At 73.4% G+C, this 23,406-nt stretch carries 15 protein-coding genes, 1 tRNA gene and 1 riboswitch; of the genes, 6 read left to right on the top strand and 10 right to left on the bottom strand.

Annotation, left to right across the window (positions count from 1 at the left end):
- Positions 1 to 192 precede the first annotated feature (192 nt).
- The gene (locus ACFYPJ_RS33520; protein WP_389025291.1) at positions 193 to 2,097 is read left to right on the top strand and encodes a sigma-70 family RNA polymerase sigma factor; all 1,905 of its coding nucleotides are present in this window, start codon (positions 193 to 195) and stop codon (positions 2,095 to 2,097) included.
- Between the two features lie 48 nt (positions 2,098 to 2,145).
- On the opposite strand, the gene ACFYPJ_RS33515 is transcribed toward ACFYPJ_RS33520, so the two are convergent.
- On the bottom strand, positions 2,146 to 5,583 hold the full coding sequence (locus tag ACFYPJ_RS33515; protein ID WP_389025303.1) for a BTAD domain-containing putative transcriptional regulator: 3,438 nt from the start codon (positions 5,581 to 5,583) through the stop codon (positions 2,146 to 2,148).
- A 147-nt stretch (positions 5,584 to 5,730) separates the two neighbouring features.
- Complete coding sequence (locus ACFYPJ_RS33510; protein WP_389025289.1) at positions 5,731 to 7,815, bottom strand: asparagine synthase-related protein; 2,085 nt, start codon at positions 7,813 to 7,815, stop codon at positions 5,731 to 5,733.
- A 718-nt stretch (positions 7,816 to 8,533) separates the two neighbouring features.
- On the opposite strand from ACFYPJ_RS33510, the gene ACFYPJ_RS33505 reads away from it, so the two are divergent.
- The 4 genes from ACFYPJ_RS33505 to ACFYPJ_RS33490 all read left to right on the top strand — a co-directional run bounded on the left by ACFYPJ_RS33505 (position 8,534) and on the right by ACFYPJ_RS33490 (position 13,859).
- A complete protein-coding gene (locus tag ACFYPJ_RS33505) occupies positions 8,534 to 9,958 on the top strand; it encodes an MFS transporter (RefSeq protein WP_389025287.1) in 1,425 nt (474 codons plus the stop codon).
- Positions 9,959 to 10,202: 244 nt separating this feature from the next.
- Entirely contained in the window at positions 10,203 to 11,444 is a 1,242-nt protein-coding gene (gene lhgO / locus ACFYPJ_RS33500) for an L-2-hydroxyglutarate oxidase (RefSeq protein WP_389025285.1), read from the top strand.
- A 42-nt stretch (positions 11,445 to 11,486) separates the two neighbouring features.
- Complete coding sequence (gene trmB, locus ACFYPJ_RS33495) at positions 11,487 to 12,350, top strand: tRNA (guanosine(46)-N7)-methyltransferase TrmB (RefSeq protein ID WP_389025283.1); 864 nt, start codon at positions 11,487 to 11,489, stop codon at positions 12,348 to 12,350.
- Positions 12,351 to 12,404: 54 nt separating this feature from the next.
- Complete coding sequence (locus ACFYPJ_RS33490; RefSeq protein WP_389025281.1) at positions 12,405 to 13,859, top strand: PrsW family intramembrane metalloprotease; 1,455 nt, start codon at positions 12,405 to 12,407, stop codon at positions 13,857 to 13,859.
- 53 nt (positions 13,860 to 13,912) lie between these two features.
- Here ACFYPJ_RS33490 and ACFYPJ_RS33485 read toward each other — a convergent pair whose 3' ends face one another.
- The 6 genes from ACFYPJ_RS33485 to ACFYPJ_RS33460 form a co-directional block, all read right to left on the bottom strand.
- Positions 13,913 to 14,857: an aldo/keto reductase gene (locus tag ACFYPJ_RS33485; RefSeq protein ID WP_389025279.1), complete on the bottom strand. Its 945-nt coding sequence runs from the start codon at positions 14,855 to 14,857 to the stop codon at positions 13,913 to 13,915.
- Positions 14,858 to 14,985: 128 nt separating this feature from the next.
- The gene (locus ACFYPJ_RS33480) at positions 14,986 to 16,029 is read right to left on the bottom strand and encodes a M23 family metallopeptidase (RefSeq protein ID WP_389025277.1); all 1,044 of its coding nucleotides are present in this window, start codon (positions 16,027 to 16,029) and stop codon (positions 14,986 to 14,988) included.
- A 7-nt stretch (positions 16,030 to 16,036) separates the two neighbouring features.
- Positions 16,037 to 16,196: riboswitch (cyclic di-AMP (ydaO/yuaA leader) on the bottom strand.
- 345 nt (positions 16,197 to 16,541) lie between these two features.
- Positions 16,542 to 16,615 (bottom strand) — tRNA-Met (locus tag ACFYPJ_RS33475).
- A 129-nt stretch (positions 16,616 to 16,744) separates the two neighbouring features.
- A complete protein-coding gene (locus ACFYPJ_RS33470) occupies positions 16,745 to 17,881 on the bottom strand; it encodes a dihydrofolate reductase family protein (RefSeq protein WP_389025275.1) in 1,137 nt (378 codons plus the stop codon).
- 239 nt (positions 17,882 to 18,120) lie between these two features.
- A complete protein-coding gene (locus ACFYPJ_RS33465; protein WP_389025273.1) occupies positions 18,121 to 19,539 on the bottom strand; it encodes a DHA2 family efflux MFS transporter permease subunit in 1,419 nt (472 codons plus the stop codon).
- A gap of 12 nt (positions 19,540 to 19,551) precedes the next feature.
- Positions 19,552 to 20,196 (bottom strand): NADPH-dependent FMN reductase, encoded by a 645-nt coding sequence (locus tag ACFYPJ_RS33460; protein ID WP_389025271.1) that lies wholly within the window; start codon positions 20,194 to 20,196, stop codon positions 19,552 to 19,554.
- A 164-nt stretch (positions 20,197 to 20,360) separates the two neighbouring features.
- Here ACFYPJ_RS33460 and ACFYPJ_RS33455 point away from each other — a divergent pair, with 164 nt between their 5' ends.
- Positions 20,361 to 21,047: a TetR/AcrR family transcriptional regulator gene (locus ACFYPJ_RS33455; protein ID WP_389025269.1), complete on the top strand. Its 687-nt coding sequence runs from the start codon at positions 20,361 to 20,363 to the stop codon at positions 21,045 to 21,047.
- Positions 21,048 to 21,277: 230 nt separating this feature from the next.
- On the opposite strand, the gene ACFYPJ_RS33450 is transcribed toward ACFYPJ_RS33455, so the two are convergent.
- Positions 21,278 to 22,138, bottom strand: coding sequence for an enoyl-CoA hydratase/isomerase family protein (locus ACFYPJ_RS33450; protein ID WP_389025268.1), 861 nt, complete (start codon positions 22,136 to 22,138; stop codon positions 21,278 to 21,280).
- Complete coding sequence (locus ACFYPJ_RS33445) at positions 22,135 to 23,400, bottom strand: cytochrome P450 (protein ID WP_389025266.1); 1,266 nt, start codon at positions 23,398 to 23,400, stop codon at positions 22,135 to 22,137. Before ACFYPJ_RS33445 ends, ACFYPJ_RS33450 begins: the two co-directional genes overlap by 4 nt.
- Positions 23,401 to 23,406 lie beyond the last annotated feature (6 nt).

Raw genomic sequence — 23,406 nt, 5'->3', positions numbered from 1 at the left:
GCCAGGACCGGGCAAGTCCCCGTCGAATCAAGCAAGTTGAGTCTGTCCCAGCGGGGGTACGGTCAGTACCACGGGTCGCCAAGTCCGCTCGGACGAGTGGATGACGCGAACCGAGGGTTCTGAGCAAAAGCCAATATGGCACTCTGACCCGGTGATCGGGTCGGGCTGGGCAGGCTGCGGGGGCTTTCCACAATGAGCGTTGACGGGCGGGACGAGTCACGCGCCGAGGGCGACACGGGATCGGAGGGGCCGGACTCGCCGAAGGTGCCGAGCCAGGGCGGCCGGGCGGACGCCAATCGGCCCGTACCCGGGCGAGTCGGGCCGGTGGCGGGCGGTGTCCCGGCGCAGCGCGAGGGCAGCGTCCTGCCGCCGCGGGAACTGCCGCCGGCCGACGGCGAACTCATCGCGCTGATGCGCTCGGGCGACGACAGCGCGTACGAGGAGCTGTACCGCAGGCACGCCGACGCGGTGCGCCGCTACGCCCGGACCTGCTGCCGCGACGCCCACACCGCGGACGACCTGACCGCGGAGGTCTTCGCCCGGATGCTCCAGGCGGTGCGCGGCGGCTCCGGCCCCGAGTACGCCGTGCGCGCCTATCTGCTCACCTCCGTCCGGCGGGTCGCCGCGCACTGGTCGAGCTCGGCCCGGCGTGAGCAACTGGTCGACGACTTCACGGTGTTTGCCGCACAGGCCGCGCGGACGTCCAAGGTCTCCGACGACGACACGCTGGACCTGGGCGCCGATGTGCGCGCCATGCACGAGGCCGAGCAGTCCATGGCCATGCAGGCGTTCCGCTCGCTGCCCGAGCGCTGGCAGGCGGTGCTGTGGCACACCGAGGTGGAGGACGAGTCACCCAGCGATGTCGCCACCCTGTTCGGCCTGGACGCCAACGGCACGCGGGTGCTCGCCAGCCGTGCCCGTGAAGGACTCAAGCAGGCATATCTCCAGGCCCACGTCAGCGCCGCTCTCGTCGGTTCCGAGGGGTGCGCCCGCTATGCCGACCAGCTCGGTACCTACGCCCGGCGCAAGCTGCGCATCCGCGCCGAGCGGGGGCTGCGCAAGCATCTGGAGGAGTGCGCCAGGTGCCGGCTGGCCGCCGCGCAGATCGAGGAGGTGGCGAGCGGTATCCCGGCCGTCGTCCCGGTCGCGGTCATCGGCTGGTTCGCCACCGCCGGGTACGCCAAGGCGCTCGGGCTCATCGCCGGTGGCGCCGGAGTGGGCGCGGCGGGCACGGCCGCGGCGGCGACGAGCGGTGGCTCCGCGGGCGGGAGCGCGGCGGCCTCGGAGGGGGCGAGCGCCCCGATCAAGGCCGGTATCGCGGCGGGTGTGGTCGCGGTGGCCGTCGCCGCGGTGGCGCTCGCGCTGACGAACAGCAGCCATCCGGCGAAGGAGGTGGCCAAGCCGTCACCGTCCCCGTCGGTCGTGCAGCCGGAGCCGCCGACGCCCGACACGCCCGAGCCGAAGCCCGCGCCCAAGGTGCCCGTCTCCCTTCCCCGGCCGGTCCCGACGCCCACGCCCACACCCACGCCGACACCGACACCGACCCCGTCGCCGACACCCAAGCCGAGTCCCAGGCCGACGCCCACCCCCTCCCCCACGCCCACTCCTACCCCCACCCCGACTCCGACTCCGCCGCCCACGCCCGCTCCGCCGCCCGCGCAGACCGTCTACCAGTGGAGCGAGCTGCGCTACGACATCACCGGCGACGGCACCGAACCGGAGATGCGGCTGTTCGGGAGCAGCTGGGTGTGGCAGCGGAACAGCGTGTCCGTCGCCGATCGGACGTACGCGCACGGCGTGACCGTGCACGGCAGGTCCTCCGCGACCATCGACCTCAACCGCACGTGCTCGGCCTACGACGCGTCGGCCGGTGTGGACGACCTGACGCTCGGCACCGGCAAGGTCTATTTCTCCGTCTACGCGGACGGCGTCCGGCTGTGGAAGTCCGGGCTGGTCGCGGGCGGCGACCCGGCCGTCCCCGTCCATGTGAACCTGACCGGGCGCAAGACCGTACGACTGGTGGTCGAGCCGCAGACCGGTGCCCTCGACGCCCTCGCGCTGGCGGACTGGGCCGATTCCAAGCTCACCTGCCAGTAGGGGCGGTGGGGGCGAACACGTTCACCTGACGGTGGGGTCGGAACGCGTTCAGTTACCGCTCGGGGCGGGTCGCTCGGTGGTGGTGGGATGTGCGCGGAGTTGGTCCAGGGCGTCGTCCACGGTGAGCGAGGCGCCACGGGTGCGCTCGGCCGCGCAGCGGTCCTCAGGCAGGTTCTCCCGAGCGGCGGCCTCGATCCGCTCGGCCCGGGCGCGCTCCGGCAGGGGACGGGGCCGGCCGGCCCGCCAGTGGTCGGACGCGGTGAGCAGCCGCAGTGCGCCCGGCAGGTCGCCAAGGGCGGCCAGCAACTGCGCCCCGATGTCCGCGAGCCCCGCGGTGACGGTCTCGGCGCACCGCTGTGCAACCGCCTCCCGCAAGGCATCGACCAGGATCGGCAGGCCGCGTCCGGGCCCGGACTCCGCCGTGGTGATCAGGGCGCCGAGGGCTCCCAGCGCACAGATGAACTGGGGTGGCGGGGTACCCCGCACCGCCCCTGCGCGGGCCGCGTCGCACAGTTCGCGCGCGCGGGCGGCGTCGCCGTCGTCCAGCGCGATGTGCGCCCGCAGCATCAGCGTGAACGCGCGAGCGTCCGCCACCCCGTACCGTTCGGCCGTCTCACCCGCTTCGTCCAGGGCGGCCAGGGCGCCGTCACGGTCGCCGGAGCGGTAGGAGATCTCCGCGAGCCGGGTGAGGAGGAACGGCGACTCGGCCCAGGCACCCACCTCATGGGCGAGCCGCAGTGCCTCCTCGTACTCGCTCCTGGCCTCCTCGAACCGGCCACGGGCCAGAGCCGCCTCCCCGGCCGCGCCGCACACCTGCGCGCGCATCCAGCGATCGCCCACGCGGCGGCTGAGGATCCGCAGCTCCGCCAGGTCGTCGTCGACGCCTCGCAGGTTGCCGGGCGAGTCGACGACCATGTGGGTGCGGAACATCAGGACGACGCCGACCTCCCAGTCACCGCCGTACGCACGGCAGTTGGCGAGTGCCGCGTCCAGGGTCGGCCGGACGCCGACCGGATCGAACTGCGCGGTCAGCGGCCAGACCAGGCCCGGCATCCGGGCCGCCCGCGGACCCCCGTGCCGGAAGGCGTCCCGTACCCGGGTGACGTAGGCCGGCGTCCGGTCGTCCGTCGCGAAGTCCGCGGTGCCGGACTCGCTGACCAGGAACACGTACAGCATCCGCAGGTCCGTGCGCAGGTCATGCAGCGGGTGCGGGGCCTGCCCGTCGGACGCGGCGAGGAAGGCGCCCACCGGGTCGGCGCGCTCGACGAGCCGGGGCAGTTCACCCGCCGGGGCGCCGTCGGCCACGGCGTCCAGGGCGACACCCAGCCGCAGCACGAGACGCGCCCATGCGGCCGCTTCCAGACGGTAGTTGCGCAGCCACCAGAACCAGCCGATGGCGACGACGATCGCTCCGGCGTCCTCTTCCCGGCCGTCGCGCACCGCACGCCGCAGAGCCGCGCGAATGTTGTCGTGCTCGCTCTCCAGGCGGCCGATCCACGGCAGTTGCTCCGCCGAGCGCAGCATCGGCTCGGCCCGCTCGACGAGGTCGTGTGCCCATGCGCAGTGCCGCAGTTCGGCCGCCGCACGCTGTTCGGGTACCTCGTCGGCGCGCTCGACGGCGTACTCGTGGATGGTCTCCAGCATGCGGTAGCGCATGCCACCGGTACTGGTGCCGGTGCCGCCGGTGCCAATACTTCTGCCACTGGTGCCGGTACCTCTGGCGTTGGTGCTCTCCCGGTTGGTGAGGCCGGCCGGGTCCGCGGGGGCGTGCGGGTGGCCGAGGGGCTGGGGGCCGTCGGGGGTGGCCACGATCAGGGACTTGTCGACGAGTGCCCCGATCAGGTCGGCCGCCGGGCCGGTGCACACGGCCTCGGCCGCCGTGAGGTCCCAGCCGCCGGCGAACACCGAGACCTCGCGCAGCATCGTCCGCTCGGCCTCGTCCAGCAGGTCCCAGGACCAGTCGACGACCGCGCGCAGGGTCTGCTGGCGGGGCAGGGCCGTACGGCTTCCGGAGGTGAGGAGGCGGAAGCGGTCGTCGAGCCGGTCGGCGATCTGCCGGGGGGTGAGCAGCCGCAGCCGGGCGGCGGCGAGTTCGACGGCGAGGGGCAGTCCGTCGAGGCGCCGGCAGATCTCGGTGACCGCGTCCTCGTCCCGGAGCGCGGCGGCCGCGTCGGAACGGACGGCGGTCGCGCGCTCCGCGAAGAGGCGGCACGCCTGCTCGGGGGTGAGAGGTTCGACCGGGCGCACCGACTCACCGGGGACGCCCAGGGGTTCACGGCTGGTGGCGAGGATCGTGAGCCCCGGGCAGCGGGTGAGCAGCGTCTCGGCGAGGGTGGCGACGGCGCCGACGACGTGTTCGCAGTTGTCAAGGATCAGGAGTTGGCTGCGCGGGGCGCAGTACTCGACGAGCAGGGCGACGGGGTCGCTCTGCGGGGTCACCAGGTCGTTGGTCATGAGCACGGTCTCGCGCAGACCGAGCGCGCTGACCACCGCGCCGGGCACCGCCTCCGGCTGGTCGAGCGGGGCCAGCTCGACGAGCCACGCCTGCGGAAGCCCCACGGCGGCTTCCTCGGCGAGACGGGTCTTCCCCGAGCCGCCCGGTCCGGTGAGGGTGACGAGGCGGGCCCTGTGCAATTCCGAACGAACGGCTTCGAGTTCGGGTTCCCGGCCGACGAACGAATTCAGCCGGGGGCGGATGTTGCCGGCGCGCTCGGGGGGCTGGGCGGGGGCGGCGGCGGACACGGGCCGCGCCGGTACCTCCGCCGGCGGGCTCTGCGTCAGCAACGTGCGGTGCAGCTCGCGCAGTTCCCGGCCGGGGTCGGTGCCGAGCCCGGCGGAGAGGGTGCGGCGGGCCGTCTCGTACGCGGCGAGGGCGTCACCGCCGCGGCCGGCGTCGCGCAGGGCGCGGACGAGGAGGGCGTGCAGGGACTCGTCGTACGGGTGGGTCGCGGTCAGCTCGCGCAGTTCCGGTACGACGTCGTGGGCGCGGCCGAGCCGCAGCGCCGCCTCGGTCCGGGCCCGGACCGCCTCCAGGCGCAGGGCCTCGGCCCGGGACGCGGCGGTGCGGTCGGGGAGGTCGGCGAGGGCGGGGCCGCGCCAGAGGGCGAGGGCTTCGGTGAGGGTGCGCGAGGCGGCGGCCGGTGCGCCGGTCTCCAGGGCGGCGGTGCCGTCGCGCACCAGCCGTTCGAAGACGAACAGGTCGATGTCGCCGCGGGCCGATTCGAGGCGGTAGCCGCCCGGTACGGACGTGACGGTGTGCCGGCCGAGGGCACGGCGGAGGCGGCCGACGAGGGCCTGGAGAGCAGCCGGGGCGTCCCGGGGCGGATCGTCCGCCCAGACCTCGGCGATCAGGGTCTCGGCGGTGACGGTGCGGCCGGGGCGCAGGGCGAGGGCGGTGAGCAGCGTACGGAGCCTGGGGCCGCCGACGGGGACGCTGCCGCCCGCCTCGTCCGTCGCTTGGGCCACTCCCAGGATTCCGTACCGCACCGGGCCATTGTCCCCGGGCGGCGCCGCCCGGGGCACGGGGGTTTCGCGCAGCAGGGCGGGCGGCTGCGCCGCGCCCATGGGCCGGCACCCATGGGCCGGCCCCAGGCGCACCCCGCCACCCGGTCGCCCGGTCGCCCGGTCACCCGGTCACCCGCCCGAGGCCAGCGCCCCTCGTCTGGGTGCGATCCCCGCCGGGACCGCACGCGCGCGTGCCGGTGTGCCGGTCCAGCAGGTGCCGCGGCGGGCCAGGAGGCGGCGCAGCCACAGCTCCAGGGAGACCAGGTCCGCGAGGCCGTCCAGGGGCAGCGGTTCACCGGCCGCCGCGCCGCGCAGCGCCTTGCGCACCACCCTGGCCTCGATCAGGCCCGCCTCCGCGAGCAGCGGGTCCGTGAAGAGGGAGATCAGCGAGTCCGCGGCGACCCGCAGGCCGGTGCGGGCGGCGGCGGCCGAGGAGGCGTGGGAGGGGGCGCCCCAGCCGGGCGGGAGGTCGGTGACGCCGGCGCCCTCCAGGACCGTACGGAGGATCTCGGCGCGGGCGCCGGGCTGGACCCGCAGGGCCTCGGGCAGGGCGCGGCAGGCGCGGACGACCTGGTTGTCGAGGAAGGGGGCGTGCAGGCGCTGGGAGCGGACCTCGGCGGCCTGTTCCAGGACGCGCAGGTCGGCGGCGTGCCGGGCGAGGGCGGCCCGCGCGCGGTAGTCGCCGGGGCGCTGGCCGGGGCCGACTCCGGAGCGGTTCGCCGCGCTCTGGAGGAGAACCGATACTTCAGCCAGCGCCTCGCCGGTCAGCCAGCGGGCCGCCGGCCCCGGTCTGGCCCAGGTGAGCGCGGCGAGGGAGGCGCCGACCGCGCCACCCGGGTCCTCGAAGCGACGGCGCAGCAGGCGGTCGGCAAGCGTCTCCACGCCCGCGTGGTAGGGCGTCCGGGCCAGCCGCCGGGCCGCGCTGTACACGCGCGCGGGGACCAGCACCGAGCCGTCCGCCTTGGCCAGTGCGGCGACCGGGCGCACCAGGTGGCGCCGCTTGCGGTCCATCAGCAGGTCCGCGAGGCGCGCGGGATGTGCGTCCAGGACCTGCCGGGCGCCGTAGCCGGTGAAGTGGTCGGCGCTGCCCGCGGCCAGGCGCACGCGGTGCCGGGCGGCGGACACCAGGGACGGCCCCGGCTCGTCCGTCAGCGGGCCGTCCAGCTCGCCGTACGGGAGCAGTTCCTCGCCGCCGGTCACCACCACGTGGTGCAGGCGCGGGTTGGCCGCGAGCGTCCCCGCCCGTTCCAGTTCGGCCTCCCGGCCGCGGACGGCGAGGTCGTTGAAGGTGACGGCCAGCAGGCGCTCGCCCGCGCCCGTGCCGTGGCCCAGCAGCGTGCCCGGCCGGCCGGGCAGTCCGGCCGCCAGCAGCGCGAGCGTCCCGGAGGCGGGACCGCCGGACAGGTCGGCGCCGATCCCCGGTACGGGCATCCCGCGCGCGGCACGCCGTTCGGCGGGCCCCATGCCGGGCACCGGGCCCGGGTCCATGTCGAGGCCGGGTACGTGCCGGGGTGCGGCCAGGCGGGTGCGCACGGCCTCCACGAGCGCGTCGCGCACGGCGTCCACGGCGCTGTCCGGGTCGGCGGGCGGCGCCGCCACCGCGAGGGAGGCGACCGGCTCGTACCCGGCGACCTCGTGCGCACCGGCGCGCAGGACCAGCGCATGCCCCGGCGGTACGCGGCGTACGCCCTCGTACGGGGTCGAGTCGTGCAGCGCGGCCGGTACGTCCGGGGCGGCGAGCAGGGCCGCGAGGTGGCCGAAGTCGAGGTTGGCCTCGATGAGATCGGCGAGCGGCAGGGCGGCCGTGGCGTAGGCGGTGCCGCCTGCCCAGGGGGTGCGGAACACCGGGCGGGCGCCGGCGAGGTCGCCGCAGACGGTGATGCGGCGGCCGGCCTTGACCACGGCCGTGTAGCTGCCCGGCCACGCGGTCAGATGGCGCAGTGCGCCTCCGCGCGCGGTGAACAGAGCGCGCCGCAACTCCTCGTCGGAGGCCCCGCAGGTGCCCAGTACGGCGATCCGGCTCTGCGCGTCGGCCTTGACCACGCGCACCTCGTCGGGCCGCCAGTCGCCGACCGCCCACAGCGGGTCGGGGTCGCCCCACAGGAGCTGGGAGCCGATCGGGTGCAGGGTCTCACCGTCGTATCCGGTGGCGCCCGCGGAGCCGGGCCCGGAGATGCCCGCGGCGGCGCTGCTCCATCCCACCAACCACCGCATCGCCGCCTCCACAGGCTGTGGACAACCAGTGCCCCGTACGAACCGGTTCACCATGCTGCCATGAACAACGCGGCCCCGAGGGGCGGTGGCACGGCCTTCGATCGGGGGAACGCAACCACGCGCGCGTGCCCGCGCCGAAGCGGATCCCCAGCGAATCTCCGTGCGGTACAAGGCGGTTGCGACGCGAATGCGCCCCCAAATGCTCCCCAAAAAACGACCTAAGCGCCCCCAACATCCATGGTGGGAGCGGTAGTCACCCACAGGGAATCGGGGTCGAGAATCAGCCAATTCCCTGGCATGGGGACAAGCTCGCGCACGCTCCGTACAGGCTCTGCGCAGCGCACGAGCGGCGCAGCGGAGCGCACAGTCCGGGAGGCGGGCATCGCCTCCCGGACCGGTCCGCCACCCGCGGGGATGTAGGCGGCGGTGTCCCCCAGCCCACTGGATCCAGTACAGCGGGCCGACCCACGCACCAGCCATGGAACCCCTGCCGGGGTGGCCGGAGTAGAGCGCACGCACGGGCGCACGGCCACACGGGCGGGGGCACGTCGCGACGGCCCGTGCACGGTGCGTACAGGACCGTACTCCCGTACGAACCACAATCCCGCCAACCGGAACAATGCCCCTTAACGCTTGGGATGCGGCGAACTACGCTGGGTTTACGAATGCCGCGTGGTTATGCCACCGCGCGGCAGCCGTCTGTGTCGAGGGGTGGCGCATGTCCAGGGAGCAACGCGGGCCGAACGAAAAGCTCGGCACCGTTCTCGCCCTCGCGGGAATCAGCAACGCAGGACTCGCGCGACGCGTCAACGACCTTGGCGCTCAACGCGGGTTGACTCTTCGCTACGACAAGACGTCGGTGGCACGCTGGGTGTCGAAGGGGATGGTGCCGCAGGGAGCGGCGCCGCACCTCATCGCCGCCGCCATCGGCCAGAAGCTCGGCCGTCCGGTGCCGCTCCACGAGATCGGCCTGGCGGACGCGGATCCCGCCCCCGAAGTGGGTCTCGCCTTCCCCAGAGACGTGGGACAGGCGGTGAAGTCGGCGACGGAGCTGTACCGTCTCGATCTCGCCGGACGCCGGGCCGGCTCCGGCGGCATCTGGCAGTCGCTGGCGGGTTCGTTCGCGGTGAGCGCATACGCAACGCCCGCCTCACGCTGGCTGATAACCCCTGCCGACAGCTCGGTGGCACGTGAGGCGAACCCGTCGGAGGGCTCCGGGGCACCGATCAAAGTCGGCCACAGCGATGTGCAGAAGCTGCGGGAGGCCGCCGAGGACGCCAGACGCTGGGACTCCAAGTACGGAGGCGGCGACTGGCGTTCGTCCATGGTGCCGGAGTGCCTGCGGGTGGAGGCGGCACCGCTGCTGCTCGGCTCGTACGCCGACGAGGTCGGCCGGGCCCTGTTCGGCGCCGCCGCCGAACTCACCCGGCTCGCGGGCTGGATGGCCTTCGACACCGGCCAGCAGGAGGCCGCGCAGCGCTACTACATCCAGGCGCTGCGGCTCGCACGCGCGGCGGCCGACGTCCCCCTGGGCGGGTACGTCCTGGCCTCCATGTCCCTCCAGGCGACCTACCGGGGCTTCGGCGACGAGGGCGTCGACCTCGCGCAGGCCGCGCTGGAACGCAACCGGGGCCTGGCCACCGCCCGCACCATGAGCTTCTTCCGCCTGGTCGAGGCACGCGCGCACGCGCGCGCCAGTGACGCGCAGGCCGCCGGCGCGGCCCTGAAGGCGGCCGAGGGCTGGCTGGAGCGGTCCCGGGAGGGCGACAACGACCCGTCCTGGCTCGGCTTCTACTCCTACGACCGGTTCGCCGCCGACGCCGCCGAGTGCTACCGCGACCTGAAGGCACCGCGCCAGGTCCGCCGCTTCACCGAGCAGGCGCTGTCGAAGCCGACGGAGGAGTTCGTGCGCTCGCACGGCCTCCGGCTCGTCGTCTCCGCGGTCGCCGAGCTGGAGTCGGGCAATCTGGACGCGGCGTGCGAGCAGGGCGTGCGGGCCGTGGAGGTCGCGGGCCGCATCTCGTCGGCCCGGACGACCGAGTACGTGAAGGACCTGCTGCACCGGCTGGAACCGTACGGGGACGAGCCGCAGGTGGTCGAGTTGCGCGAGCGGGCCCGGCCGCTGCTCATGGCTCCCGCGTAGGGACAGCGAGGGGTCCCCCGGGCCGGGGCGGCTTTCACCCGGCCCGGGGGATGTCTGCTGACGGGTCGCGGGGGTCCTCGCTCGGTCCCCCGCGCCCCTCAGGTCTGCCGGCCTGCCCTGCGCAGGACGGGGAGCGGGCCGCCGCGCGGGGACGGCACTCAGCGTCCGCCGGGATGTCGCGCAGGTCCCCGCGCCCCTCGGTCCGCTGCCCGGCCCCGCGTTTGAAGCCGCTGTCAGTGGCGCAGTGCACTATCGGAAGCGGGAGGTGGTGCAGGTGCGGCCGGGAATCGCGTACGACTGTGACGTGCTGGTGGTCGGCGGCGGGATCATCGGTCTGTCGACGGCGTACGCGATCACGCGGGCCGTGCCGGGCACCCGGGTGACGGTGCTGGAGAAGGAGGCCGGTCCGGCCCGGCACCAGACGGGGCGCAACAGCGGGGTCATCCACAGCGGGATCTACTACCGCCCGGGCTCGCTCAAGGCGCGGTACGCGGTGCGGGGCGCGGCCGAGATGGTGAAGTTCTGCGCGGAGTACGGCATCGAGCACGCCGTCACCGGCAAGCTGATCGTCGCCACGGAGCGGGCCGAGCTGCCCCGGCTGCACACGCTCGTGCAGCGCGGCCGGGAGAACGGCATCCCGGTGCGGGAGCTGGGCCCCGCCCAGATCAGCGAGTACGAGCCGCAGGTGCGGGGACTCGCCGCCATACACGTCGGGACGACGGGGGTCTGCGACTTCGCCGGGGTCGCCCGGCAGCTGGCCAGGGAGTCCGGGGCGGAGATCCGGTACGGGGCGCGGGTCGTGCGGGTCGACCGCCGTCCGGAGCGCGGCGTCGCGGTCCTGACCTCGTCCGGGGACGTCGTGCGCGGCCGGGTCCTGGTGAACTGCGCCGGGCTGTACTGCGACGAGGTGGCCCGGCTGACCGGGGACGAGCCCGGGATGCGGATCGTGCCGTTCCGGGGCGAGTACTACGAGCTGGCGCGGCCCGAACTGGTGCGGGGTCTGGTGTATCCGGTGCCGGACCCGGCGTTCCCGTTCCTCGGGGTGCATCTCACCCGCGGGATCGACTCCGGCGTGCACGTCGGCCCGGGCGCGGTCCCGGCGCTGGCCCGGGAGGGGTACGGCTGGGGGACCGTACGGCCGGGCGAGATGGCCGGGACGGTGGCCTGGCCCGGCGCGTGGCGGATGGCCGGGCGGCACTGGCGGTACGGGGCGGGGGAGATTCGCCGGTCGGTGTCGAAGCGGGCGTTCCTGGCGGAGGTGCGCAGACTCCTGCCGGCCGCGACACGGGACGACCTGGTGCGGGCCGGAGCGGGGGTGCGGGCGCAGGCGGTGCTGCGGGACGGGACACTGGTGGACGACTTCCTGATCCGCGAGGGGGCACGGGCGGTCCACGTGCTGAACGCACCCTCACCTGCGGCCACGGCCTCCCTGCCGATCGGGAGGGAGGTGGCGCGCCGGACGCTGGCCGCGCTCGGGGCACCGTGAACCAGAACCGCGCACACAAACCACCACTAAAATCGACTCACTGTGGCTGACTCCGTGAACACCCCCGAAACTCCCAGCGCCCACCCGACCGCACCCGGTGAGCTGCCGCACCCGCATGCCCCGGTCGTCTCCGTCCGGCACGGCCGGGCCAAGGGCGAGCCGCGGTTCCCGGACGGCCCCCGCGCCGATCCCGCCGGATCGCACTTCGAGCGGCGGATCCGCAGCTTCCAGCCGCGCCGCAGCCGGGTGACCGCCGGGCAGGCGGACGGGCTCCAGCGGCTGTGGCCCAAGTGGGGGCTGGACATCGACGGCGGGCGGATCATCGACCTGGAGGAGCTGTTCGGGAACGAACGGCCCGTCGTGCTGGAGATCGGCTTCGGGATGGGCGAGGCCACCGTGCAGATGGCCGCCGAGGACCCGGGGACCGACATCCTCGCCGTGGACGTGCACACCCCGGGACAGGGCAACCTGCTCAACCTCGCCGACCAGAACGGGCTGTCCAATATCCGGGTGGCGAACGGGGACGCCATCATCCTGCTCCGCGAGATGCTGCGCCCCGGGTCGCTCGCCGGGCTGCGCGTCTACTTCCCCGACCCCTGGCCCAAGAAGCGGCACCACAAGCGCCGGCTGATCCAGCCGGAGTTCCTCACCCTGGCCGCCTCGCGCCTCGCACCGGGCGCGCTCGTACACTGCGCGACGGACTGGGAACCGTACGCCGAGCAGATGCTCGACGTGCTGACCGCGCACCCGGACTTCGAGAACACGCGGGCGGACGGCGGTTTCGCGCCCCGGCCCGGGTTCCGGCCGCTGACCCGTTTCGAGAGCCAGGGACTGGACAAGGGTCATGTGGTGAACGATCTGCTGTTCCGCCGCGTACCGCACCCGGGGCAGCGGCGAGAGCAGTGATGACAGCGGTTCCCCCACCGGATTCATCAACAGGTGATCGTTAGGGTCGATGCCGTGGCCACCTCCTCCCCGTATCCGATATACCCCACCGGCGCCCCGGGCCCGGAGTTCCGGCCGGTGCGCTGGTGGCAGCGCGGGTGGGTGCGGTACGGGGCGCTGATCGCCCTGCTCGCCGTCTCCGGGCTGGTCATCCTGGCGCTGGTGCGCGAGCAGACCGGTACGGAGGGGTTCCTCGTCGGCATCGGACTCGCCGTGCTGCCCGTACCGCTGCTGCTGGCCGCCTTCCGGTGGCTCGACCGGGTCGAGCCCGGACCCTGGCGGAACCTGCTGTTCGCGTTCGCCTGGGGGGCGTGCGCGGCGGCGCTGATCGCCATCGTCGCCAACAGCTTCGCCACGAAATGGATAGCCACCGCGACCGCGGACCCGAGCAACGCGAACACCCTCGGTGCGACCGTCATAGCGCCCGTCATCGAGGAGTCCGCCAAGGCCGCGGCCGTCCTCCTGGTCTTCCTCTTCCGCCGGCGCAACTTCACCGGGATCATCGACGGGATGGTGATAGCCGGGGTCGCCGCCACCGGTTTCGCGTTCACCGAGAACATCCTCTACCTCGGTACGGCCTTCGGCACCGACCAGCTCACCGGTGACCACGGCATCGCCTCCGTCACCGCCGCCACCTTCTTCGTGCGCGTCATCATGTCGCCGTTCGCGCACCCCCTCTTCACCGTCCTCACCGGCATCGGCTTCGGCATCGCCGCGCGCGCCGCGGACCGCCGGCAGGTGCGGCGGGTCCTGCTGCCGCTGTGCGGGCTGCTGCTGGCGATGGGCATGCACGCGTTGTGGAACGGCTCGTCCGCCTTCGGCCGGTTCGGGTTCTTCGTGGTCTACGCGGTGTTCATGGTGCCCGTGTTCGGCCTGCTGACCTGGCTGGCGATCTGGAGCCGGCAGCGTGAACTGCGGACCGTGCGGGAGGAGCTGCCGGCGTATGTGTACGCGGGCTGGCTGGGGCCCGCCGAGCCGTTCGCGCTGGGTTCGATGGGCGCGCGGCGGCTGGCCCGGGACTACGCGGACCACCACCTCGGCAAGCAGGCGGCGCGGACCGTGGCCCAGTACGCGGTGTACGCGACGTCTCTGGCGTTCCTGCGGCAGCGCGGGCAGCGGGGGCGGGCCGGTGCGGACTTCGTCGTGCGGGAGCGGGAACTGCTGGCGGAACTGTGGCAGCGCCGGCAGGTGGCGCGGCCGGCCCTGGAGTACGCGGCACGGGCGACCGCCCGGCACCAGGGGCCGGGCCCCTGGCCGGGCACCTGGCCGCCGGCGCAGTGGCCGGGTACGCCGGGTACCTGGCCAGGGCAGTGGCCGGGGCAGTCACCGGAGCAGCCGTCGGGTACCTGGCCGGTGCAGTCGCCGGGTGGCCGGCCGGGTTCCGGCCCCTCGACGCCGTACGGCTACTCCGTACCGCCCGCCGGCCGTCCCACGGTGCCGTATCCGACGTACAACCCCTACCGGACCTGACGGTGGACACCGTGATGAGCCGCGGGCGGCGGCCATGAGAAAGACCGGGAAGGTCAGGCCGAGGCCCGGGTGAGGCGGTCCACCTCTTCCGTCGTCAGGTTCAGGTCCGCCACGGCGAGCAGCGCCGGGAGCTGGTCCAGCTTCCGGGCCGAGGCGATCGGCGCGACCACGGTCGGCTGGGCCGCGAGCCAGGCCAGGGCCACGGTGGGGACGGCGACGCCGTGGGCCGCGGCGACCTCGTCCAGGGCCGCGAGGACCCGCCGGCCGCGCTCGGTCTCCGCTAGCTCGGCCAGGTTCCCGCCACGCCCGCTGTCCACGGTCGCACCGGGGCGGTACTTGCCCGTGAGGAAGCCGGCGGCCAGGCCGTAGTACGGCAGGACCCCGAGCCCGGCGCGGGCGGCGACGTCCTGCAGGGGACCCTCGTAGGTGTCGCGCGAGACCAGGTTGTAGTGGGGCTGGAGCGCCACGTACCGGGCCAGTCCCTCGCGGTCGGAGAAGTCCAGGGACTCCTGGAGCCGCTCCGCGCTGATGTTGGACGCGGCGATGTGCCGCACCTTGCCGGCCCGCACCAGTTCGTCGAGCGCGCCGATGATCTCCTCGACCGGCACGTCCGGCTGGTCGAAGTGCGTGTAGTAGAGGTCGATGTGGTCGGTCTGCAGACGCCGCAGCGAGGCGTCCGCCGCGGCCTTGATGTTGGCCGCGGACAGTCCCTGGAATTCGGGATGCTGGCCGACCTTGGTGGCGATCAGGACGTCCGCACGGTTACCGCGTGCGGTGATCCAGTTGCCGATGACCGACTCGGACTCGCCGCCCTTGTTCCCCTCGATCCACGACGAGTACGTGTCGGCGGTGTCGATGAGGTTGCCGCCGGCCTCGGTGAAGGCGTCCAGGACGGCGAAGGACGTCGGTTCGTCGGCGGTCCAGCCGAAGACGTTGCCGCCGAGGACGAGCGGGAAGATCTCCAGGTCGGAGGAGCCGAGTCTGTGTAGGGAAGTCATGGTCATCATCAACGCACTCGCCGGAGGTCACCATTCCGCCGACGGACGCAAAGACCCCGTAAAAACACCTGACCGGCAGCCCTGGCGTCGGGGGGATGCCGTCAGGACCGCCGGGGATCAGGGGTGGGTCAGGGGGTGAGGCCCTTGTCGCGCAGCCAGGCCATCGGGTCGATGCCGCTGGACTGGCCGCCCGGGTGGACCTCCAGGTGGAGGTGCGGGCCGGTGACGTTGCCGGTGGCTCCCACGCGGCCGATGAAGTCCCCGGTGGTGACCTTCTGTCCGACGCTCACATTGATCGAGGACTGGTGGCAGAACCAGAGTTCGGTGCCGTCGTCGAGGGTGAGGATCGTGCGGTAGCCGTAGGAGCCGGCCCAGCCCGCCTCGGTGATCGTGCCACTGTGGACGGCCTTGATCAGCGCGCCCGTGGGAGCGGCGAAGTCGAGGCCGGTGTGGTAGCCGGAGGACCACATGGAGCCCGGCTGGCCGAAGGTGCCGGTGAGCGTGTACGAGGGGGTCGGCAGCGTGAACTGCTTGGCCAGCGCGGCCAGGCGCTCCTCCTCGGCCTTCTTCTTGGCGGCGGCCTCCGCCTTCTCCTTGGCGGCGGCGGCCTTGGCCGCGGCATCCTTCTCCGCCTTGGCGGCCGCTGCGGCGACCTGCTTGTCGGCGGCGGACACGGCGGCGGCGACGGCCTTGGTGTCGGCCTGGCCCTGCTGCTGCTCGGCCTGGGCCATGATGCGGTGGCGCAGCGCCTCGCCGGCGTCGGCGGTGCCGTCGGCGGTGTCGGCCTCGGTCACGCCGACGCGGCTCAGTGCGGTCGTGGAGCCCTTGGGGGCGTGCGAGGACGAGTCGTCGCCGAGCAGGGAGCCGACGGAGGGCAGGTCCGGCATGGAGATGGACACCGGGGGCTTGCCGGTGTTGGCGCTGGCCATGCCGCCCGCGCCGACGGCGGCGATGACGCCGACGCCGAGGACCGTGGAGCTACGGGCGAGTCCGCCGCGCTGCTTGGCGACGCGGTGCCGGCCGCGTATCGGGCGGACGGAGTCCTCGGTGGGGTTCCATTCCCCCCAGGTGCCCTGGGCCTCGTCGGCGCAGTAGCCGCCGTAGGCAAAGGTCTCGGTGCCGTACTGGCTCGGCGTGAACGGGGCTTCTGGGGCAGGCCGATTGGACGCCACGCAGGCGTACTCCTTTCCTTCCTCCGCCTACCGGGTTAGCTGACGGGTTCGGAGCAGGAAGGTCTCCTACGCGCTTGTACCGGCCGTGTCTCCACGGTGGTGTCCGCGCGATTCACCCCAAGATGGTGGTTCCCCGGTTCCCTTACGAGATTCGGCGCGTGAGCACGGAGCCGTCTCGGGTGACGGCTGGGACGACCGCGCTGCGTTATCGAACGTTAATAGACCCGGCGGCCAGATTCCAAGCCGTTCAGCTTGATCCTTAACGCAATCCGGTGCGGACTTACCGGTCATGCGCGGCGAAAAACGGGCGACTTGACCTCGGCTGCATCAAAAATCTGAAACCCGAGCGGACCTGACGGAGTTTCAGTTGTTATGCGGAGGGGGTTCGCCCGATCACCCGCCGTGACAATGACCAAGGGGCGATGTACGAGACCGCTGAATACGATGTGCGGGACCGCAAAAAAACTCAGGGCCGGAATCCTTGGAACTGGATTCCGGCCCTGAGCCTTCAGTAGCGGGGACAGGATTTGAACCTGCGACCTCTGGGTTATGAGCCCAGCGAGCTACCGAGCTGCTCCACCCCGCGTCGGTGATGACAACTATACGCCATGCGCAGGACAGCAAACGCACGCACGCCGGTACGGCTCCCGCCCGGTCGAGCGGGAGCCGGTGCGGTTCCCGCTCAGGCGAGCGGGAGAAGCCGTGCGGTTCCCGCTCAGTCGAGCAGATGTCGGTTCGGTTCCTTGGCCGCCGCCTCGTACTCGGGCAGTACGACGACGTCGACGCCCGCGGCCGTCAGCAGCCCGCTCCCGTCGGCACCCGCGACGAACGTGTCGGGCTCCCGCCAGGCGGTGACCACCCGTCGTACCCCCGCGTCCAGGATCAGCCGGGCGCAGGGCGCGGGGCGGGAGGCCCGGCGGGCGCACGGTTCCAGGCTGCTGTAGACGGTGGCCGAGGCCAGCCGCGGATCCGCCGGGTCGATCTTGGCGAGCGCGGCCTCCTCCGCGTGGACCACGGAGTCGTCCGCCTCCCGGGAGAACCCGCGGGCCAGCTCCGTACCGTCCGCGGCCACCACCACCGCGCCCACGCTGAACGCGGTCCGCGAGGGCGGGCACAGCGCCGCCAGCTCGCAGGCGATCCGCATCCAGTGCCGGTCCGCGGCGGCGGCCGTCCCGCCGGTTCCGGGCGCGGTCGGCTCGTACCGCAGCAGGACGACGTCGTCGATCCGCCGGGTCTCCAGCAGCCTGAGGCGTCCGCGCTGGTACTCCCCCGGCCCGAACAGCCGGGGCGCCCCGGGGGCCCCGACCAGCAGCGGCGCGACGACGAGCTGGAGTTCGTCGGCGAGACCCTGCCCCAGCAACTGGGTGTGAACGGTCCCGCCGCCCTCGACCATCAGCCGCCGCACCCCGCGCTCCTCGTACAGGTGCCCAAGGAGCGCCCGCCAGTCGATGCCGGGGCCGGGGCCCAGCGGGACGACGTCGGCCGCGAGTCCGGCGCGCAGCGCCCGCTCGGCGCCCCCGTCCGTCGTGAAGAGGACCTTCTCGCCGCCGGTGTGCCAGAACCTGGCGTCCGGGTCGAGGTCGCCCGAACCGCTGACCGTGACCTTGAGCGGGTACTCCGGACGGCCGGCCGCGAGCCGGGCGGCCCGCCGTTCGGCCGCGTTGACCAGGAGCCGGGGGTTGTCGGCGCGGATCGTGCCCGCGCCGATCAGGATCGCGTCGGCGGACGCCCGCACCGCGTCGACCCGGTCGAAGTCGGCCGGAGAGGAGAGCATGAGCCGCTCCGGGCCGGTGTCGTCCAGACAGCCGTCGAGGGAGACGGCGGCGGACAGCAGGACGTGCGGGAAGGGCATCTGCGTACTCCAGTGGGGAGACGTGCGGGCGGGGCGGCCGGTCCGGGCGGCGAGGCACCGGGGTGCGGGTGGACGGCGTACGAGTCGGGCTTGCTGAACTCGTGGCTTGCTCGACTACGGGCTTGCTTCAAAGGTGAAGCAAAATTACACGGGCCGGCGGGCGGTCTGCGGGCGCGGCCGTCGCGGGTGCGGTCAGGGGCTTCGTCAGGGATGTTCCGGGGACGCCGGCCGGGACGCGGTCACCGCCGCCGGCCCGGCAGCAGCCGCGCGGGCAGCAGTGCCAGGGCGAGCAGGCCCGCCGCGACGGCGTACGCGATCCGGAAACCCGCCGGGTCCGGTCCTGCGGCGCCCAGCACCACCGTGAGCAGCGCCGTCCCCACGGAGGCGCACAGCTGCGAGTTGATGTTCAGGGCCGTGCTCGCCGCGGCCACCCGGTCGTTCGGCAGGTCACGGGTGGCCGTCGTCATCGTCGGCATCAGCACCATGCCGGTGCCGATGCCCATCACCGTGGACGCGGCCACGACCCGCCAGGGCGCCACGCCGTCCTCGCCGACCTGAAGGGCGGTCAGCGCCATGCCGAGCGCGCCCACCGCCGTCCCGGCGGCGACCAGGCGCCGGGGCGGGACCCGGTCGACGATCCGGGCCGCCACCTGCATCGTCGTACCGACGGCGAGTGCGACGGGTATGCCCAGCAGCCCGGTGTCCGTCGCGCTGACGCCGCGCTGCTGCTGCCAGTACAGCGGCCCGAGCAGGGCCGAGCCGAAGTAGCCGCAGGTGAACAGGGCGAGGGTGGCGATTCCGGCGCCGAAGGTGCGCTCGCGCAGCAGCCGCAGGTCCAGCAGCGGTGCGCGGACGGTCAGCGCCCGGCGTACGAAGGCGGCGGCCAGCACCAGGCCGGCCAGGGCGGGCACGAGCGCCCCCGGCGCGGCGAAGTCACCCCGCGCGCCGCCCCGGGCGAGCCCGAACAGCAGCAGGGCCAGGCCCGGGGAGAGCATCAGCAGGCCGGGGACGTCCAGGGCGGGCGCCGCCGCCCGGCGCGGTGCCTCGGCCGGCAGCAGTCCGGCGGCGAGCACCAGGGCGAGCACCCCGACGGGCAGGTTGACCAGGAAGATCCAGTGCCAGGACGCGACGTCGACGAGCCAGCCGCCGAGCACCGGCCCGGCCACCGGCCCGACCAGGACGGGCAGCCCGAGCAGCGCCATCGACCGGCCGAGCCGCGCGCGGTCCGCGACGCGCAGGACCATCGCCATCCCGACCGGCATCAGCAGCCCGCCGCCCAGCCCCTGCACCGCGCGGAAGGCGATCAGACCGGCCGCGTTCCAGGCGCAGGCGGCGAGCAGCGAGCCGAGCGTGAACAGGACGAGCGCGGTCAGATAGGTGCGCCGGGCGCCGACGCGGCCCATCGCCCACGCGGCCACCGGGATGACGGCGGCGAGCGCCAGGGTGTACGCGGTGGCCGTCCACTGGATCGTCTCCAGCGGGGCGCCGAACGACTCCGAGAGGCTCGGCAGCGCGACGTTGACGATCGTCATGTCGAGCACGGACATCATGGAGCCGGTGATGACGACGGCGAGGATGCGGCGCAGCGCGGTGCCGTCCGGCGCGGCGTCGGCCGGGGCGGCACGGGAGGGGACCTGGCCGGCCTCGGACGCTGTCATGCCGGCCCGCCCTCAGCCCGCGTAGGGCCGGTCGGTGCGGGCGGTCCGCAACGCCCGTCCCCACCAGGAGAGCTGACCGAGCATGCCCTTCGCGGCGCCCGTGCACACGGCCGCGTCGCGCGGTGTGCCGTCCTCGTCGAGCCCGGACCAGGGGCCGTGCAGGCTGACCGAGTCGCGCATCGTCACCGCGTGCAACTCGGCGAAGACCAGGCGCAGTTGCTCGACCGCGCGCAGACCGCCGCCGATGCCGCCGTACGAGACGAAGCCGACCGGCTTGGCCTGCCACTGCACGTGGTGCCAGTCGATGAAGTTCTTCAGCGCGGCCGGGAAGCTGTGGTTGTACTCGGGGGTGACGACGACGAAGGCGTCGGCGTCGGCCATGCGCGGTGAGACGTCCGCCAGCGCGGCGACGGCCTCGTCGCTCGGCGTGCCGCCCCAGTCGGGCATGACCAGCGGCAGGTCGAGGCCGGCGAGATCGATGACGTCGAGGTCGAATCCGGCGTCGGCGGCGATGGCACCGGTGAACCAGTCGGCGACGGCCCGGCCCTGGCGTCCCGTGCGGACGCTGCCGACGACGACGGCGAGGCGGAGCGGTGACGCGTCGGGTGCGGGCCGGCGGACGGTCGCGGACGCGACGGCTGACGTGGGCACGGGCATGGGTGTCCCCCTCTGGGTGGCCGACCGGTGGCCCGGAGCGGGCCGCCCTCCGGTAAAGTACAACGGGCGTTGTAAAACTACAACGCCCGTTGTACCTCGGTGGCCGCGCCCAGGCGGTCGCGCACCACCGGCGGTACGCCACGTCCATCCCGAGGAGGCGGCGCGTGGGCAGCAGCAACGAGGCCCGGCTGGAACAGGCGCGGCGCGAGGTCCCGCCGCGCCGACTGGCGAAACAGATCGCCATCGCGGGCGCGTCCTGCACGGTCTTCGGCCGCGAGGGCTACACCCGCGCTTCCGTGGACGCGCTGGCGGCGGCCGCCGGCGTCTCCACGCGGACGCTCTACAACCACTTCCCCGGCGGCAAGGCCGACCTGTTCCGCACGGTCGTCACCTGGACCTCGGCCGAGGTACGGGATGCCCAGCTCGACCGCCTGCACACCGTGCTGGACCCGAGGCGCCCGCCCTGCCCGGAGAACCTGGAACGCGACCTGGTCGCCCTCGCCCGCGCCTTCATCGACCTCATGACCGAGTTCCCCGACCACTTCGCCCTCGTCCGCCACATCCACGCCGAGGCCGACCACGTACCCGCCGACGTCCTGGCGGCCTGGCAGGAGGCGGGCCCGGTGCCGGTCGGCCGCGCCCTGGCCGACGCCATGGCGGCCCTCGCGGAGGCGGGCCTGATCGACGTACACGGGGACGCGGCCCTGGCCGGGTCCCACTTCACGGCCCTGATCTCGCACGCGATCACCCAGCTCTCCCACTACGGCGTACGGCCGCTGCCCCCGAAGGACACGGAACTGCTGATCAGGGGCGGGGTGGGGGCGTTCCTCAGGGCGTACGCCGCACGCTGACGGACCGGGGGACGAGAGACCGGGAGTCGAAAGACCGGGGGACGGCGGACGCGGCGCTCCGGGCGGCGGCCGTTCTCGGGGGTGGGAACGGGCAGGCGGCTGTCCGAACCGGCGAGCGGCGTCGCTCGCCGGTTCAGACAGCCGCCTGCCGGTGAGCGACGCCGCTCGTTCTCCTCCCGTGGAGCGCCGCGCGTACGCCTGCGAAGCACCCCGCGTGCCCACGGATCACGTCAGTCCCCGCCACGCGCGTGGTACACCTCCGTCGCCACCGCAGCCATCAGTTCGGGGTCCAGCACGGAGGTGTCGGCGAGCCGGGCCGGGGCGGTCAGGGAGTTGAGCAGTGCTTTGGTGACCCGCAGCGCCGGGGCGGGGCGCCGTATCACGGGCTTGGCCCACGCCGTGACGGCGGCGTCGAGCCCGTCCGCGGGTACGACTTTCTGCAGGATCGACATGCTCAGCGCTTCGTGGGCGCCGAAGGTACGGCCGGAGAGGATGAGTTCGCGGACCCGGGCGGCTCCGGCCTCGTTGATGAGGCGGGGCAGCAGCCCGCCCCATGCGGTGGGCAGTCCCAGGGCGAGTTCGGGCAGCCGGAAGGTCGCGGTGTCGGATCCGGCCCTCAGGTCACAGGCGAGGGCGAGCGCGACCCCCGCGCCGACGGCCTTGCCGTGGACACGGGCGATCGTGACGGCGGGGTTGGCCGCCAGGGCGTCGCACACGCGCCGCGCCTTGGCACCGGAGGTGCGGATGCCGCCGCCGGCCGGGTCGCCGGCCAGGTGCTGTGCGTACTCGGTCCGGTCGCCGCCCAGGCAGAAGTCGTCACCGGCAGCCGCGAGCACCACGACCTTGACGGCTTCGTCCTGGTCGCCGAGCACGGTCAGGAGGTCGTCCAGCATGGCGTCGCTGACAACGTTGCCGTGCTCGGGTTCGTACAACTCGATGGTCTGCAGTGGTCCCTGCCGGTACGTGCGCAGGGTCCTGAGCCTCCGGTCCACGGGGAGATCGGCGGGGAGATCCGTAGGGGGAGCCGTGGAGAGATCCGTAGCGGGAGCTGTGGAGAGGTCCGTGGAGCGATCCGTCGAAGGGGCCGTCATAGCGTCACTTTCAAGGAAGTCGCGCGCCGGAAGACCATACGGGGGGCATAGGTGGGGGAGCCGATCGGCCGCAGCGTCGGGAATCGATTCAGTGTCTGGCTCAGCAACTGGCGGGCTTCGAGACGTGCGAGGCCCGCTCCGAGGCAGTAGTGCGCTCCGCCGCCGAAGGTGAGGTGGCTGCCGCCTCGGTGGATGTCGAACACGTGCGGGTCCTCGTTGCGGCGCGGGTCGTGGTTGGCCGCACCGAACATGACGTGGACCACGGTGTCCTTGGCGATGGGCACTCCGGCCAGGACGGTGTCGTCGCCGGCCACACGCGAGTTGAGGTGGATGGGCGGGTCGTAGCGCAAGGTCTCGTCGATCGCGCCGTCGAGGTGGTCGGGGTTCTGGCGCAGCCATTCGGCGCGCGCGGGATCCTGGGTCACGAACGCCACCGCGTTGGTCAGCAGCGTCACGGTGGTCTCGACCGAGGCGACGGTGACGAACATCGTCAGGTCGTAGACCGCCTGGTCCGCCCGCGCCCGGTCGTCGGGGTACCGGTCGTCCCAGAAGCGGATCAGGCCGGAGAGCGCGTCGTCGCCGGGCCGCTTGCGCCGCTGCCGGATGAGGTCCGTGAAGAAGGCCCGCATATCAAGGGTGGCCTGGGCCGAGACCGCCAACTCACTCTTGGTGGGCAGCAGTTCCTGGGCGAACGCCTGCCGTTGGGTGAAGTCCAGGACGTGCGCGAAGTGCTCCGGCTCGATGCCGAGCCACTGGCCGACAGTGCGCACGGGAAGCTGCTCGCTGACGGTCGCCACGAAATCGGCCTCGCCGTCGTCGCGCAGCCGCCGGCCGAGGTCGTCCAGGAGCCGGGTGACGTGGGCGGCGATCTGAGAGCTGAGGCCGTCGAGGCCACGACGGTCGAACGGGTTGTTCAGGGAACGGCGATGGACCGTGTGGACGGGGGCGTTGAGTCGGGAGAGGGTGCGGGTCATCTCCTGGGTGGCGGGAGCCTGCCAGCGCTCGGGATTCGGCTGACGCTCCTGCCAGGCGAAGTCGGGTGCGAGCCAGGTCCTGCCGCGCAGAACCTGGTCACACGCATCGAATCCGGTGACGAAATGGGCGCCGCCCCACGGGGCGGCCACGACGTCACCCATCGCTCGCAGTTCCTGCCAGAGAGGCAGGGGGTTGGCCTGTCCCTCCGGAGAGCGAAGGCGGCGGAGAAGGGAGATGACGGCTCGGCGGTCGGTGGTGGTGCCGCGTATGTCGCCAACGGCGGTCACGCAAAG

It is taken from the genome of Streptomyces sp. NPDC006012 (genome assembly GCF_042871185.1).
Lineage (GTDB): Bacteria > Actinomycetota > Actinomycetes > Streptomycetales > Streptomycetaceae > Streptomyces.
Note: the sequence above shows the minus strand (reverse complement) of the source record. Positions and strands in the feature narration are given on the sequence as shown.

Coding starts and splice junctions, on each gene's coding strand:
- ACFYPJ_RS33510 (WP_389025289.1), bottom strand. CDS start 7,815: ATGCGGTGGTTGGTGGGATGGAGCAGCGCCGCCGCGGGCATCTCCGGG.
- ACFYPJ_RS33505 (WP_389025287.1), top strand. CDS start 8,534: ATGTCCAGGGAGCAACGCGGGCCGAACGAAAAGCTCGGCACCGTTCTC.
- ACFYPJ_RS33465 (WP_389025273.1), bottom strand. CDS start 19,539: ATGACAGCGTCCGAGGCCGGCCAGGTCCCCTCCCGTGCCGCCCCGGCC.
- ACFYPJ_RS33485 (WP_389025279.1), bottom strand. CDS start 14,857: ATGACTTCCCTACACAGACTCGGCTCCTCCGACCTGGAGATCTTCCCG.
- ACFYPJ_RS33470 (WP_389025275.1), bottom strand. CDS start 17,881: ATGCCCTTCCCGCACGTCCTGCTGTCCGCCGCCGTCTCCCTCGACGGC.
- ACFYPJ_RS33460 (WP_389025271.1), bottom strand. CDS start 20,196: ATGCCCGTGCCCACGTCAGCCGTCGCGTCCGCGACCGTCCGCCGGCCC.
- ACFYPJ_RS33520 (WP_389025291.1), top strand. CDS start 193: ATGAGCGTTGACGGGCGGGACGAGTCACGCGCCGAGGGCGACACGGGA.
- ACFYPJ_RS33450 (WP_389025268.1), bottom strand. CDS start 22,138: ATGACGGCCCCTTCGACGGATCGCTCCACGGACCTCTCCACAGCTCCC.